A 14,633-nucleotide genomic window follows, 5' to 3' on the forward strand; every position below is an offset into this window, starting at 1 on the left:
CGAGTCGCTCGCGCGGCCCCGCTGAACCCTACCGTTACCCGACTGATCTGACATGACTCACACCTGCTTGCCTTGGCACACAGATGGCTCGTAACGCAAAGAACTCGAATCGAATCGTCGTCCGCGATGTCGAGTACCGTTGGCGCGCAAGCGGCAACGATGGATACATACCTGTCACCATTTGGCCTGCGAACAACATTGGACCGACAATCACTTGCAGCTTTGGGTATCACGAGACAATGGTGCCGCATGGAGAGCATTGTCGGGTTTCGATAGGCGACCAATTGATTGTGACCAACCGACTGGTGCGACGTGTAATCGATCATGCATTGGACGTGGAGAGATACGACCCGAACGAGCAGGGCAAGCAACTCGACATACGATGGATCGAAGGCAAAATCGAATTGTCGGATGCGGTTCGCGCTTCTGATCGCGGGTAACCACCCCGTGCACCGAAGGACGGCTTGCGCGGTTTAACAAATGGAAAATCAATCGTCCGTCCTCGGTGACGGGTACCGTTCTCCGACTGACGCATTCAACAACTGACCCGACTTCCATCTTTGCTCGATCCACAAACACTAAAGGAACTGCAAACAGTGTTGATGGGTGGTTCCATGCTTTGGGCGATTGGCCGAGTTGTTCACTGGTTCAACGGTAGGGCCAACGAAACGAAACGTGTCCATGGACAATTCATTCCAGAGTGGATCGGTGGGACGTATATTAGTTGCGGCCTCCTTGCACTTTTCTGGTTCGGTCCCGCACCGCGCATCCCGGCACCACCTTCGCTTACGTTCGCGAGTTTCGGTTTGCTGATTGGCCTCGCTGCTGGCTGGGTTCACGGAAACGTCCGATTGCGTTTGCACCGAGAACACAACAAAGACTCAGAGCGACAGCGACTAAACCGTGCAACCGATGATGGCAATCCGTACCGCCCACCGTGATACAATGCGTGAACGGCGAACCATGCGATGAACCGAAGTCGCGGAGTCGTCGCTTTTGACAATGGGAAATCAACCGCCGCGACTCGGTTATCGCGGTCGTTCTGGCTGAGATTGAGAGTTACGCAATTAATTGAATCCATACGAATCGCCATCGTCAAACACTCCGGCGAGTAACCGCACATCGAGCAACCGTTCCGTGCTCGTTGCCATATCGCCAATTGCACTTTTCGCCGCGAACTACGTGCTTGTAGTGGCGTCACGTCGCGGGAACCTTGGACCCGCTGATCCTCAATGGTTTCTGCTTCTGGCGCTTGCTTGGATCTTGGCTTGCGGTGTTGGAATGTGGTACGCCGTTCGAACATGGCCAAACGCTAAACTGCGTTCTGTTGTGTGGATCGCGTTGTGGATGGTCTTCGGCGTCGGGCTGAATCTAAAGTGCGTCCAAGAGATCATGTACGTTTCGTAGTGAAGGAACATCGATTTCCCAGGCTGTATGATTGCGCAATTGTTGATGCGCTGGTATGCTATTTGGCGGGGCGACCGTTTCGGTCTGGCTGAGTCGGTACCCGCCACCAAGAGCCAGAACCATGACATGCACGGGAGAACGGCTTGCGCGTTTTTTGAAGTGGAAAGTCTTTAGTCCGTTCCCCGTGATGTCCACCGTTACGTGTACGAAGCTAGCTTAAGAACCTATCCGAAAACCTAGTTGGCATGAAAAGAGCGGACCATCCTCGAGTTGGTATTTCACAGGTACTCAAACCCAAGGAGGGCCCGCCATGGATGGGCAACGCAGTTTTGATGATTATCGCATGCCAGATGAATTGTGGGAGCAGATGGAAGAACTTCTTCCAGACTACCCAGCCAGTCCAAAGGGTGGGCGACCGCGTGCCAATCTTCGGGGCGTCGCCGACGCGATTTTCTATCGCTTGCGAACCGGATGCCAATGGAACGCCATTCCACCAGAATTGGCTCCCGGCAGCACCGCCCATGACTACTTCCAGCAATGGGCTGAGCTGGGAATTTTCGATCAGTTGTGGAGCTTGGCTGTCGAAATTTATGACGAATTGATCGGGCTCGATCGCGAGTGGCAATCGGTCGATGGTGCGATGACGAAAGCCCCGCTTGGAGGCGAAGATACCGGTAAAAACCCTACCGATCGGGGAAAACTGGGCACCAAGCGTTCGCTGCAAACCGACGGTGGTGGTGTTCCGATCGGATTGGCTGTTGCCGGAGCAAACGTGCATGATACGAAGCTTCTTCAGCAAACGATCGAGGATAGCATCGAGCGAGCTGTCAGTGAGGTGAATGAGGAAGAACATCTTTGTCTGGACAAGGCCTACGATTCAGCTGCGATACGTGACATGATTGTCTCGCTCTATCAGTACACGGCCCATGTCCGAAGCCGCGGGGAAGAGAAACGTGAACTGGACCGAACCTCCGGCGAACGGCCGAGGCGTTGGGTTGTTGAACGCACGCATGGATGGCTCAATCGCTTCCGAGCGATCCTAATACGATGGGATAAGAAAACTCAAAACCATCTTGCTGGGCTACACATCGCTCTGGCCTATTTTGTCTACAGTAGAATCGGGGTTCTCGGATAGGTTCTAAATCACATGGCCGAATCTAGCGACGTCGATCTGATTCCACGCACTGCCGCCGAAATCGCTCGACGCACACTCGCTCTGATTGCAATAGTGGATCACGCGCACAACGAGAATCCGGAGGCACTCAAAGACTGGGTCACCTCAAACTCGATTGCCGACGAGTTCTCAGACGCGGAACGCGAATTCTTCGACAAAGCGAATCCGACGACACAGGACATTACGACCTTTAGCTGGCGTGCTGAAGCGATGGTTCCATTGCTTTGGTCCGTGTGGCGGCTGCCTGAACTTCCGCCGTTGAACGTTCAGATCGATTGGTCGCAAATTGACGACTTAAATGAGATTCTCACGCGACCAGGCGAATTTGTGTCTTCCGCTGAACTACGTCCTATCGAAGAGATCAACGAAGCCGAAGCATTCCTGTACCATCAACATTGGCGTGTCCGCGACGCACAGTTGTTTCAGAAGCCAATGCCCGAAGAACTCGATCCTGGGATCGTTTTTGAGCGTAGATACGCTGCGAGCTGGATTGTGGGATGGGGACGCGCTGCAGGCTGGGACAACGTACCAACAGACACGTAACCATGTCGTGAACCGGAGTCCGCGATCCGGCGTTTTACTAGATCAATGTCAACCGCGCGGACCCGGTTACGACCGCCGTTACCCGACTGAAATTTGACCCCCAAGCATGACTACTGCTGAACTCATCGGCTGCGTCATATTCGCTGCACTTTTTGCGGCGACCACACACATCGTGCATCTTCTCACAACCAGAGGCGAAGTCGCCAAACGTCACGCCGGTCGATTTGCATCGGCATTCGTTGGCTTCGGAGCACTGATTGGCCTACTGGCTGCGTTTTTCGTCAATCCGGGCCACTCGATCTTTGCGGTGATCGGCGGCGTCCTCGCTGGATGGTCGGTCGCACGACGCCTTGGGTTGGCTGATTCAGTCGTGGTTTCTACAACTGGCAGATCGAATCCCTCATTTGATCTCCTGAATCCATATTCGCCATCCTCCACGGCTGGGTCCAGTGACGACTCAGACGACGGGTCACCATACCGTGCACCGGAGCCGGGCTTGCGTAGTTTCACAAATGAACAATCAACTTTCCCGCCCCAGTGACGGGTACCGTTCTGTCTGAAGTATGTTGAACCTCTCTATTGAATCGACGTCAACCATGATTCGCCCGATACGATACCTCTTGCTGCTTAGCATCATCTTTGCTGGCGGCTGCACATCCGAAACTAACTCTACAACCGCTGGGAATCCTTCGGCTGCAAGCAAGGAATCTCCATCCGAGAGTCTTGATTTTGATGCACTGCTGATTGCTGTCGACAATGCAATTGGCAAACGCTTTCAGGCGATGCAAATGGACGCGATGAATTCTGCGTCATATCAGTACGATGGACCGATCAAAACAGTTGTTGACATTGTTGACCCAATCGCGAAGAAGGCTGGCTTCACGCCGACCGAAGAACGGCCAAGCGATAGCATGGGCGAGGCCGAAAAGGAGATGCAGGCAAAAATGGGAATCAACATGAATTCCATCGATCGGAAAATGTACACTCACCCCAACGGGGACACTTTGATGATCGCTCGGATGGACATGTCCAACGACGACATTGACATGAAAATGCTGACCGTCCAAAGGATGAATCCGAAGAAGATGGCCGACCTTAGCGCAGAGAACCAAAATCCATAGGCACTTTCACGTTTCAAACTATCGAGACAGGACAGAACCATGCGTTCCTGAAAGAGTTTAGCGGGAATGAATTGTTTTGATCTTTTTTGGCTTGGTTGGTCGGGAGCGGTAGCTTCACACCTGCTCCGGTGCTTGGGTTGGTGACCGGGTTTCTGTTTGGTTGACGTGTCGATCCGTGATGGATGGATCTTTGGTTCGGGTTAGTTGCAGATCGTTCTTTTCGTTTGCGATTGCACCTCGATACATTCCTTCGTGGGGTCCCACCGCGAGCGTGTCACGATGCCTTCACTCAATCGGTGAAGCACTATCTATCGGATACGATTCCGCTTGCTGCCAAGTCAGGGCTCCTAATCAATGCAACGTGCCGACTGTCAGGCTGAGCGAACTCAACGAGGTGGCATCTACGCATGGTTCCGGGCGAATTGACTCGGGCAAGCCGACTCCTCAGGTAAGCATCGATCCGGAGATCAACGAACCGAGTAGGAGTCGAATGCTCATCACAAAAAGACACTTCTTATAGGCAGGCTTTTGAGGTGGGATTTTGGAGATTTGGTATCAGGCAGCGGACTTGTTCGTTGCGAGTTGGCGTTTGCGTCGATGCAGCATCGCATCACGGCACTCCTGGTAAGTCTGCTCATGGACCATCATGTTGCGGATGATCACAGCCACCGTTTCCGAATTGACATCCATGATGCGACTGTCGCTGATCGCGACTCGATGGATGCGGCCGCACGCCATCTCGATCGGCTGGACACCTGCAACATGCCACCTGCTTCTCGATCTGAGTTCAGGCGTCATTCCTGGGTGGTCAATCACGGGTGATGTGCCGACAAATTACGGAGACATCGACCGGATGTACTGGACTGAAACGCTTGCAAAGAGATTTGCTGACTGCTGGACAAAATCAGAATCGTCGCAAGTCTATGGTGACGAAAATTGTTGGTGTCTTCCTGCTCTTCACGCCACACGGGGCACAATCGACGAACCATGTGAATCGGGGTACCCAAGATGCTAGCCCAACTTCCTGTCGGGCAACGTGAAGCAGTCGAACTGAATGAAATCCAGGGACTATTCCAACAAGAAATCGCGGACAAGCAGGGACCTTTGTCGTCCAGTGCCAACTCACACGTCCAGCAAGGCAGGTCCAAACTTAGACAGGTGCTATTTGATTGCTGTCGTTTCGAGCACGACCGCCGCGGTAACCTGATCGGCTACCGAAGAAACCGCTCGAACGAGTCGCACCAGCTCGACGCCTGAATCATCGCAACAACGTCGGCTTCGTTGATCGAACGTGCTAGACTTCGTCAAGGCACATGGGATCGTGTTTTGAACTGCCGCGACGAGGGTGGACCCTGTGGCGATCGCGGTTTTCCATACGAGCTATTCCTTCCACGTCAAACCAGCCAGGTGGACTTTCTGTCCAATGGCTGAAACAACGCACATGGTCAAATCCTGCCGAAGTTGCAAACGCCCGATGGATCCCGACCGAGACTGGATTGAGAAATTCTTGATCGAAGGTGCACCGGCACCACCTGAGTCTCGAGCGACCAAAGCCGATTTGCGACAAGCTGTCGCAGAACGCGACCATTTGCTGAGCCAACTGCACGCGATGGCACTGAGAATGTTGGCGAAAGAGCTTTCAATCGCCTCCTCCCCATCGCTGAGCGATAATCGCACGCCTTCGCAGATTCATGCCGATATGCAACGTTGGATCCAAAATCACGAACTGACTCGGTGAAGCCCGTTTTGCGGGGCCAGATTCCTCCCGTCCCGGGTCCAACAGATCGATTTTCAGCGAAACTGGCGCGATCGTTGCTCTCGGCAGTTACGACTCTTGCACCTTGTTGATTCATGCTGGCGCGGTTACACCAGAATGTTTCGGTTCGATCGTTCCCAGGCAACTTCCTGGAACCCCCTCGACGGAGAAGTTTCATCCGATGGCGAAAACCCTAGTCGACTGCGGCAATTGTGGTCCTGATTTCAATGCCATTCGTCAAATGGTGACCTCACACTTTGACGCTGCGGTGTTGCAGACCCACGGTGCCGAGGACACGATCGAATTGTTGAAGAAGCGCAATGTGGACCTCGTGACGGTCAATCGAAAACTCGATCGCGACTACACGGATGGTTTGGATGTGATCAAACAAATCAAATCCGATCCTGATCTGGCCAAAGTGCCCGTGATGCTGGTCACCAATTACGACGAACATCAAGAAGCGGCCATGAGCGAAGGGGCCGAGCGAGGTTTTGGAAAATTGGAAATCGGTTCGGACAAAACAATCGAACAACTGAAGCCCTACCTGGTGGACTGAGTTGGTGGACAGACCTTATCGAAAAATGCTGGCGGCCAAGATTCACCGCGCGACGGTGACTGGTGCAGACGTGAACTACGAAGGCAGCTTGACCGTTCCCCCGGAACTGTTGGTCGCTGCGAAGATTCACCCCTACGAATCGCTGCATGTTTGGAACGTGACTCGAGGCACGCGACTGGAAACGTACGCGATCGAAGGGCTCCCAAATTCCAACGACGTGTGTGCCAACGGCGCCGCCGCTCACCTGATTCGTCCCGGCGACCATGTGATCTTGGCAGCCTACGCCATGGTTCCCGAAGCTGACGCGGCGACGCACAAGCCGCGATTGATCTTTGTTGACGACAACAATCAGTTGTCCCACATCGGTCCCGAGGTCGCCGGTCCCAACCTGCGATCCGATTCCGATGACACACACCTGGTTCGCTCCACTGAAATGACGCCTGACGGACAACCGCTCGCTGAAGGTTGCTAGAGCATGTCCGGTTCGGGCGTTTCGCTCGTCGCTGCGGTCCGAGCGAAGGAAGCTCAGTCCAACGACTGGCGACGCCAAACTCTCGTCTTGCTCGCCTCACTCGCTCTGTTTGTTGCGGTGGGCCTGCTGTGGTGGGACCTTCGGTTGGTATTGATGCTGGTCGGCATCTTGCTCCTACACGAAGGCGGCCACTTCGTTGCCATGCGAGCGTTCGGGTACCGAAACATTCGAATGGTGTTCGTGCCTATGCTCGGTGCCGCTGTCAGTGGCCAACCGATTCGGATCCCGCGTTGGAAGAAGGCCATTGTGTACTTCGCGGGCCCTTTGCCGGGCATCGCGATTTCCATGGTGTTGTTGCTGATCGCATCAGCGGGCAATTCCGACGCAAACGCCTCCGTTTCGGCGGTACCGATTCTGTTGATGAACAGCAGTCATCCTTGGCTGCTTGAGTTAGGCGGATTGGGCCTGTTGCTAAACTGGATGAACCTGCTTCCTTTGCTGCCGCTGGACGGTGGCAGAATCGTGCAGTCCACCTTTGCCAGGCCATCGCCCTGGCGAGAAGTTTTTGGTCGTGTGCTGACGATGCTGGTGATCGCTGGACTTGGGATTTCAATTGGCGAGCCGCTGCTGCTGCTATTGATCTTTCCATTGCTGTTCACCATGCCACTGACTTACCGAACTTGCTGGCTGAGCCGTCGACTGAGCGAGGACGAGATTCCAACGCCTACCGAGAGTGGGGTTCCCGAGGCGGCGATTGAAACGATCGCCTCCGCCATCGATGAAACCGCTCTCCGCGCTCTCGCGCCGCCCCAAAAGGCGTCGCTGGTGCTGCAACTCTACGAGTCGTTAATCGCGCCACCGCCCACCCCGCTTGCATCGCGAATTGTTGGGCTGGTTTATCTTGGCACTGTCATGGTGAGCACGCTTTTTGGATGGTGGATTTGGTCACTTCATCGCTGGCATGACCCCGCTGTCGGCGAGTTCGATCGACTCGAGACCTTTGCAAACGAGACGGGTCTCGACAAAGGATCTCAGATCATCTTGCCCGCGTTCACCGAGCTGCTGGCATCGACTTCGCTCGTGTTTTGAGTTGCAGCGATTCTGAAGAGGAATTTTGCTGGATACCATCCGAGGTTGTTACATACCACGGTCGATCCACGGGGCATCAGTGAGTATCCTGGTGCGATTGAATTTCGCCACTCATGAATGCCGCCACCATGTCAGACTCGTCCAGCGTTGCCAACGGACCGAAATCCGAAATTTACGAAGCGTTGACGTCGATTCGGTTGATTGACCCGCACTCGCACATCAATCCGCATTCGCCGGCATCCACCACGCTGGCCGATGTGCTTGGTTACCACTACTACACCGAACTGGCGCACTCGGCGGGAATGCCGAAGTCGCAGATCGAAGACAAGGCGATCGGCCCGAAAGAACTCGTCGAACGTTTAGTGGGTGGTTTGCAACCGCTCGAGAACACGGCCCAGTACAGTTGGTTGATCGAAATTTGCCGCACGTTCTTTGGCTTCGAAGAAGATCGACTGCACCTGAACAATTGGGAAGCACTTTACGATCGCAGCGAATCGATCATGGCGTCGGCGCAGTGGTCCGAAACGGTGCTCGACCAAAGCAACGTCCAAGCGGTCTTTTTGACCAACGACTTTGACGATGCTTTGGAAGGTTTTGACACCGAAACCTACATCCCATGCCTTCGCACCGACGACTTGGTTTTCCACCTCGCGAAACCTGAAGTTCGCGGCCGATTGGCGGCATGCACAGGAATCGAACTGGACGGCAGCCTCGAAAGCCTTCGTTCCAGCCTAAAGCAACGCTTTGAGCACTTCGTCAGTCGCGGCGCCCGTGCGTGTGCCATTTCGATCCCACCAACCTTCACGCCGACTCCTGTTGGTGATGGTCGAGCATCCACGGCACTCAACGCTGTTCTTCAACAAGGTATCTCCGCAGATGCATCGCACCGAGATGCTTTGGCTCGACGTGTATTCTGGACGCTCGCTGAACTTTGCGACGAGTTTGGCCTGCCGTTCGATTTGATGATCGGTGTCAATCGCCAAGTCTATCCCGAGGGCGTTTTCCAGGGACAAGACCTTTATGACTCGCGAGTCTCACTGATTCAGTATCGCGAACTGTTCAACTCGTTCCCGAACGTGAAATTCCCCGTTTCCGTCTTGGCCAGCGTTACCAATCAAGAATTGGTCAGCTACGCATGGATTTTTCCCAACGTGATCACCAACGGCCACTGGTGGTACAGCAACACGCCATCGTTCATCGCTCGCGATGCTGCCGCACGACTCGAAGCGGTTCCTCAAACCAAACAGATCGGCTACTACAGCGACGCGTACAAGCTGGAATTCATTTGGCCAAAGTTCGACATGTACCGCAAAGTGCTCAGCGGAGTTTTGGCCGACCAGTTTGTCAGCGACCGAGGATGGTCAGTCGAGCGGGCCGTTGAACTCGGACGCAAAGTGCTTCGCGACAACGTCGAAGAGATTTTCCCTCTACCTAAGGGCGCAACGAATCCTTCATCCGAAGAAGCATCTGGTGAGGACGCTGACTCTCCATCCACTGGTGTCGAATCGCTCGGTGCACTCGGTGTCGCAACCGCCGTCGCCGGGGTCACTGAAGTGTTGGACTTCGGTTCCACCCCAGCGGTTGAGGAGCCTCAACAGGCCGAGACCGATTCCAACGAACTGGAATCACTGGACGTCGACGCCCTGCCAGCCGACGAAGAAGTCCAAGAACTCGGCGTCGATGATGTCGAACTGCTCGATGATAAGGCCGCAAGCGAAACGTCGGCCGAACAGCTGGATAGTTTGGTCGATGATGAACCACTTGATGCTGGCAATCTTCTGGATGACGAATCCCCGAGTGAGCCAATCACCCAGCTTCGCGGCGAATCGTCCTTCAGTCCTGACGATGATTCGTTGCAGTTGGAATCTGACCCGAACACCGGCGAGTTCACGCTGCCGGTCAGCGATAGCGATGACGACGACATCATCATCACGGAAAGCGAAAACATCGCGGCCAGCGGCGACGAGTCTCCCGCTGAACGAACCGATCCAACGGCTGAGACCGTTGAGGAATTGGAAGAGTTCGACCTCGACTTCCTGAGCGACGACGACGAACCCGCCAAGGAATCCTGATCGCCTCCGCAGCTCGGTGAGATCGCCGCGCGCCACACAGGCTGGCCGCGCGGTTCGCCCAAGGTTCCTCAAGACACCACAAAACCACTCGACCGCTCAATTCGCACCCGCTAAGAAGCGTGAATCTCGGGTTTCTTACCCCATTTGCGTTCTTCCGGACGGTACTTTGGTGATCGACGCGCGTTCAATGCTGTGAATAGCGATGTTGTCCGCGATGAAGCGGCAACGCTGGTGTCCTGAGGGAGAAACTGTGGTGCGACGTACACGAAGCTTGAATTTGGCATTCCGCCTCCCGGCGATTTGCGGATCCGTTTTGATTTTCGCGGTCATCGCCAATGTCTCCTGGGCTGAATCTCCCGCTCCATCGACGGCTTCTACGACAAGCGGCTCGGATCGAAACGTCGTTCAGCCGCTTTCGATTCGCATGTCCGATGGGACGTCCGAGGAAATCCCAAACTTCCAACGCCACGTCACACCGTTGCTTGGCCGCCTGGGATGCAATGGGCGAGCTTGCCATGGATCCTTCCAAGGCCGTGGTGACTTTCAACTCTCATTGTTCGGGTATGACTTTCGAGCCGACCATGCGGCACTGCTCGATCCGGATACCGGCCGAGTTGATACCGAAGATGTCGCCGAGAGTCTGATCCTGGCCAAACCAACCGATGCGGATATGCATGAGGGAGGCAAGCGTTTGGACGAGGGCAGCTGGCAATACAACACGCTTCGCAACTGGATCGCCGCGGGAGCCAAATTCGACAAACAAAAAGTCGATGAGCTCGATCGGCTTGAGATTCAACCGTCCGAGATTCAGTTCCAAGACGAATCGCAGACGGTCACGCTAACCGCGATCGCGCATTGGGCGGATGGCACCAGTGAAGACGTCACCGACCTGTGCCGGTTCACGACCAACGATGACGCGATTGCCGCCATTGATGAAAACGGCTTGGTCTCCTCCGGCGAAACCGGCGACACCCATGTCGTGATCGCGTACGACCGTGCAGTCGTTCCGGTCCCTGTCATTCGTCGTGTCGTGGCGACGGATTCCATCCCTTCCCCGACTCCTTCCGATCATCGAATCGATCAACTGATTCAAGTCAAACTCGACAAGCTGGGCATCACCCCATCAGGACTCTGCAATGATTCCGACTTCATTCGCAGGGCCAGCTTGGACATCACCGGCACGCTTCCCGCCGCCGCGGACGTTCGTGCGTTCTTGGCTGACACTCGCTTGGACAAACGGGAACGTTTGATTGACGAACTGCTCGACTCGCCTGGCTACGCGGCTTGGTGGGCGACCCGACTCGCGGATTGGACAGGCAACAGCGATGAGCAACTGAACAATGCGTTGCCAATTCGCGGTTCAGCTTCACGACTCTGGTACGAATGGTTGCGTGTCCGACTAGAAGACAACTTGCCTTACGACCAAATCGTGGAAGGCATCGTCATGGCTGACAACCGCGAGGAAGACGAGTCCTACCTTCAATACTGCGAATCGATGACGCAAGCTTGCCGCCCGGGCAACGAATCGCAATTCGCGGAACGCTCTGGTATGCCGCTGTACTGGGCTCGTCGCAACTTTCAAAAACCGGAAGAACGAGCGATTGGATTCGCTTACTCGTTCCTTGGAATCCGAATCGAATGTGCTCAGTGCCACAAACACCCCTTTGATCAATGGTCCAAAGATGACTTTGACCAGTTCGCAATGCTCTTCAAAAGCATTGAAGCTCGCCCCAACACCGTCGCTCGAGATTCGAGAGCCGACCGAGACGAGTTGATCTCGAAAATCACCGGCGAAGAGAAGCTTCGCAACGGCGACCTACGTCGCAAAATTTACAAGGCCGCCGCGAAAGGTGAAACCGTTCCATTCCCAGAGCTGGTCTACAACGACTCGGCGATACAAGCTCAAAAGCGACGTGCGAAAGCCAGGGCGAAGAAGAATCCCAATGCTGCTCAGGTGAGCATTCCGGAAGGCTTCATTTTGGGTCAGGCGAACTCGGTTTCACTGGACCGTGATCCTCGAGGCGACCTGATGGACTGGCTTCGCCAAGGCGACAATCCATACTTCGCCAAAGCAATCGTCAATCGTGTTTGGGCGAACTACTTCGGCATCGGCATCATCAATCCCACCGACGACATGAACCTTGCCAATGCTCCCAGCAACGCCGAATTGCTTGACGAACTTGCCAGAGGTTTCATTCACAGCGGCTATGACTTGAAGCGGCTCTCTCGCGAGATCACAACCAGCGATGCGTATCAGCGAAGCATGGACACCAACGCCAGCAATGAACATGACGACCATAACTTTGCCCGCCACGTTCCACGACGACTGCCCGCCGAAGTGATCCACGATGCTGTGTTGCTCGCGACCCAGTCCAGCAAAGAAGCGGATCGCATGCGAGGCGAAATGGAGAAAATGGCAATTGCCAACGGAGTCACTCAGAACCGCAACAACCGAAGTTTCGCTCTCCAAGTGTTCGGTCAGTCGGAACGGGAAAGCAATTGCGATTGCGACCGGAGTGATTCGCCCAGTTTGCTTCAGTCGATCTATTTGCGAAACGACTTCGAAATGTATCGCCAACTTGGATCGAAAGATGGCTGGGTCAATCAAACAATGAAATCACTTGGTCTCGAGTCCGGTGATGCGGGAGTGGATCCGCAAGTCCTACGTCGCGCCGAGCAATTCCGAAACCAGACCGTTGCGAAGATCAAGCGATACAAAAAAATGGCTCCGAAACAACGGCGTGCCAACCAAGATCGAATCCGCGGTGAATACAAACGAGTTCAAGACAAACTGAGCCAATACGGATTTGATTCGCCAAAGCTAGCCGACTTACTCGATGATCCAAACGGATGGGAATTGACTCGAGTCGAAACGGAACAGGAATCGAAAACAGACACTTCGATGGAGCAGGTCGTCAATGACGCCTATCTGCGAACCCTGTCTCGTTTCCCCGACGCGGATGAACGCGAGACTTCGCTTCAATTCATCGCTGAATCGGATTCCCCCAAAGTCGGCATCGAATCACTGATGTGGGCATTGGTCAATACCAAAGAATTCATCATCACGCACTGACACCTTCCAACGCGTGACCCGCGGCCCCGTCCAACCTCAATCTCGCACCCAGCGTTTTCTTAATCAGGAACTTCCAAATGAAACTTCATCGAACATGTGATGGAATCGTTCGCCGCGATTTCCTTCGTGCGGGAACATTGGGTTTGGGTGCGGTTGCCTTGCCTGGGATGTCGCTGCCCTCGTTGCTCCGAGCGGAAGAAGCCGGTCGTGTGTTGCCGAGCGGTGCTAAACGAGCCATCTTCATCGAGCTCAATGGCGGCCCTTCGCACATCGACACGTTCGATCCCAAACCCAATGCGAGCGATGAAGTTCGTGGGTCGTTCAAACCCATTCCAACAAACGTTCCTGGTGTTCAAATCAGCGAACACTTGCCAAAACTGGCTCAGGTCGCCGACAAATTTGCAATCCTTCGGGGTGTAAGCCACACACTCGCCGCTCACCAACTGGGGCGGGAATACATCGCCTGCGGCACACGTCCCATCCCGTCACTGGAATACCCCAGCTATGGCGCCGTGATGACGCGAGAACGCCCTGGTGATCATGACATCCCCAACCACGTCGCGATCCCGAAAGCGTCCCACGGTGCTGGATTCTTGGGTATCCAACATGCGGCTCTGGAAACGAAGTCAACTCCGGCACCCAACAAACCATTCTCGGTACGCGGAATTGCACTGCCGGGCAACGTGTCCATCGACGAAGTCACACGCCGTCAGAGCCTTCTCAAGAAACTGGATCGTCGATTCGCCTCCATCGAGAAGAACGAGTCGTTGCTTCAAGGATTGGACCGCTTCGGCGAACAAGCCTATGCGATGATCACGTCATCACGGGCCCGCGAAGCCTTCGATATCTCACGCGAACCGGAAAGCATGCGAAAGCAATTCGCGGACGATGCCTTCAGTCAAAGCTGCCTGCTTGCATTGCGTCTGATCGAATCCGACGTGCGCTTTGTGTCGCTGCAATTGGGTGGATGGGATACGCACCAAGACAACTTCACCAAGCTGAAGGAACAACAGCTTCCAAAATTGGATTCGGGACTCAGCGGCCTGTTGATTGGATTGGAACAGCGCGGACTTCTCGACTCCACAGCGGTCTTCGTCACCGGTGAATTTGGCCGCACGCCAAAGATCAATGACCGAAGTGCTGAAGGGGGTCGAGACCACTACCCACGTTGCATGTTCATGCTGATGGCAGGTGGCAATGTGCGTGGTGGCCAGGTGATCGGAGAGAGCGACGACACCGCCTCAGGTCCGCGACACGAAGCGATCACACCCGATGATGTCGCGGCCAGTTTCTATCGCAACTTGGGAATCGATCCCACAATGGAATTCGAAAGCGAAACCGGACGCCCCATCACCTTGGTTCGCGACGGT

The 14,633-nt window shown here is 54.8% G+C and carries 13 protein-coding genes; 12 read left to right on the top strand and 1 reads right to left on the bottom strand.

The annotated features are described in order from the left end of the window. The first annotated feature begins 83 nt into the window (after positions 1 to 83). The 4 genes from RE6C_RS10105 to RE6C_RS10135 all read left to right on the top strand — a co-directional run bounded on the left by RE6C_RS10105 (position 84) and on the right by RE6C_RS10135 (position 4,245). Positions 84 to 440: a hypothetical protein gene (locus RE6C_RS10105; RefSeq protein WP_008656267.1), complete on the top strand. Its 357-nt coding sequence runs from the start codon at positions 84 to 86 to the stop codon at positions 438 to 440. Positions 441 to 1,717: 1,277 nt separating this feature from the next. Next, positions 1,718 to 2,542, top strand: a complete 825-nt coding sequence (locus tag RE6C_RS10120; RefSeq protein ID WP_008656277.1) for an IS5 family transposase — start codon at positions 1,718 to 1,720, stop codon at positions 2,540 to 2,542. A 12-nt stretch (positions 2,543 to 2,554) separates the two neighbouring features. Further along, positions 2,555 to 3,124: a DUF4272 domain-containing protein gene (locus RE6C_RS10125; RefSeq protein WP_008656278.1), complete on the top strand. Its 570-nt coding sequence runs from the start codon at positions 2,555 to 2,557 to the stop codon at positions 3,122 to 3,124. 596 nt (positions 3,125 to 3,720) lie between these two features. Next, a complete protein-coding gene (locus RE6C_RS10135) occupies positions 3,721 to 4,245 on the top strand; it encodes a hypothetical protein (protein ID WP_236618083.1) in 525 nt (174 codons plus the stop codon). Positions 4,246 to 4,800: 555 nt separating this feature from the next. Here RE6C_RS10135 and RE6C_RS10140 read toward each other — a convergent pair. Continuing rightward, entirely contained in the window at positions 4,801 to 4,983 is a 183-nt protein-coding gene (locus RE6C_RS10140) for a hypothetical protein (RefSeq protein WP_008656285.1), read from the bottom strand. Positions 4,984 to 5,253: 270 nt separating this feature from the next. On the opposite strand from RE6C_RS10140, the gene RE6C_RS30210 reads away from it, so the two are divergent. From RE6C_RS30210 to RE6C_RS10175, 8 genes are all read left to right on the top strand, one after another. Then, positions 5,254 to 5,502 (top strand): sigma factor-like helix-turn-helix DNA-binding protein, encoded by a 249-nt coding sequence (locus tag RE6C_RS30210; protein ID WP_081605618.1) that lies wholly within the window; start codon positions 5,254 to 5,256, stop codon positions 5,500 to 5,502. Positions 5,503 to 5,719: 217 nt separating this feature from the next. Further along, complete coding sequence (locus tag RE6C_RS10145; protein WP_236618084.1) at positions 5,720 to 5,983, top strand: hypothetical protein; 264 nt, start codon at positions 5,720 to 5,722, stop codon at positions 5,981 to 5,983. 199 nt (positions 5,984 to 6,182) lie between these two features. Further along, complete coding sequence (locus RE6C_RS10150) at positions 6,183 to 6,557, top strand: response regulator (RefSeq protein WP_008656289.1); 375 nt, start codon at positions 6,183 to 6,185, stop codon at positions 6,555 to 6,557. Between the two features lie 4 nt (positions 6,558 to 6,561). Further along, positions 6,562 to 7,029, top strand: coding sequence for an aspartate 1-decarboxylase (gene panD / locus RE6C_RS10155; RefSeq protein WP_039961745.1), 468 nt, complete (start codon positions 6,562 to 6,564; stop codon positions 7,027 to 7,029). A gap of 3 nt (positions 7,030 to 7,032) precedes the next feature. Further along, positions 7,033 to 8,118: a site-2 protease family protein gene (locus tag RE6C_RS10160; RefSeq protein ID WP_008656292.1), complete on the top strand. Its 1,086-nt coding sequence runs from the start codon at positions 7,033 to 7,035 to the stop codon at positions 8,116 to 8,118. 113 nt (positions 8,119 to 8,231) lie between these two features. Beyond that, positions 8,232 to 10,190 (top strand): glucuronate isomerase, encoded by a 1,959-nt coding sequence (locus RE6C_RS10165; protein WP_008656293.1) that lies wholly within the window; start codon positions 8,232 to 8,234, stop codon positions 10,188 to 10,190. Between the two features lie 424 nt (positions 10,191 to 10,614). Beyond that, a complete protein-coding gene (locus RE6C_RS10170) occupies positions 10,615 to 13,263 on the top strand; it encodes a DUF1549 and DUF1553 domain-containing protein (RefSeq protein WP_236618085.1) in 2,649 nt (882 codons plus the stop codon). Between the two features lie 77 nt (positions 13,264 to 13,340). Beyond that, a partial coding sequence (locus RE6C_RS10175; protein ID WP_039961742.1) for a DUF1501 domain-containing protein occupies positions 13,341 to 14,633 on the top strand: 1,293 nt, incomplete at its 3' end.

The organism is Rhodopirellula europaea 6C (assembly GCF_000338295.1).
GTDB lineage: Bacteria > Planctomycetota > Planctomycetia > Pirellulales > Pirellulaceae > Rhodopirellula > Rhodopirellula europaea.

What these genes read in the sequence shown, in the direction of transcription:
- RE6C_RS10145 (WP_236618084.1), top strand. Translation starts at nt 5,720, where the DNA reads ATGGATCCCGACCGAGACTGGATTGAGAAATTCTTGATCGAAGGTGCA.
- RE6C_RS10120 (WP_008656277.1), top strand. Translation starts at nt 1,718, where the DNA reads ATGGATGGGCAACGCAGTTTTGATGATTATCGCATGCCAGATGAATTG.
- RE6C_RS10170 (WP_236618085.1), top strand. Translation starts at nt 10,615, where the DNA reads ATGTCCGATGGGACGTCCGAGGAAATCCCAAACTTCCAACGCCACGTC.
- RE6C_RS10160 (WP_008656292.1), top strand. Translation starts at nt 7,033, where the DNA reads ATGTCCGGTTCGGGCGTTTCGCTCGTCGCTGCGGTCCGAGCGAAGGAA.
- RE6C_RS10140 (WP_008656285.1), bottom strand. Translation starts at nt 4,983, where the DNA reads ATGGCGTGCGGCCGCATCCATCGAGTCGCGATCAGCGACAGTCGCATC.
- RE6C_RS10135 (WP_236618083.1), top strand. Translation starts at nt 3,721, where the DNA reads ATGATTCGCCCGATACGATACCTCTTGCTGCTTAGCATCATCTTTGCT.
- RE6C_RS10165 (WP_008656293.1), top strand. Translation starts at nt 8,232, where the DNA reads ATGAATGCCGCCACCATGTCAGACTCGTCCAGCGTTGCCAACGGACCG.
- RE6C_RS10125 (WP_008656278.1), top strand. Translation starts at nt 2,555, where the DNA reads ATGGCCGAATCTAGCGACGTCGATCTGATTCCACGCACTGCCGCCGAA.
- RE6C_RS30210 (WP_081605618.1), top strand. Translation starts at nt 5,254, where the DNA reads ATGCTAGCCCAACTTCCTGTCGGGCAACGTGAAGCAGTCGAACTGAAT.
- RE6C_RS10150 (WP_008656289.1), top strand. Translation starts at nt 6,183, where the DNA reads ATGGCGAAAACCCTAGTCGACTGCGGCAATTGTGGTCCTGATTTCAAT.
- RE6C_RS10105 (WP_008656267.1), top strand. Translation starts at nt 84, where the DNA reads ATGGCTCGTAACGCAAAGAACTCGAATCGAATCGTCGTCCGCGATGTC.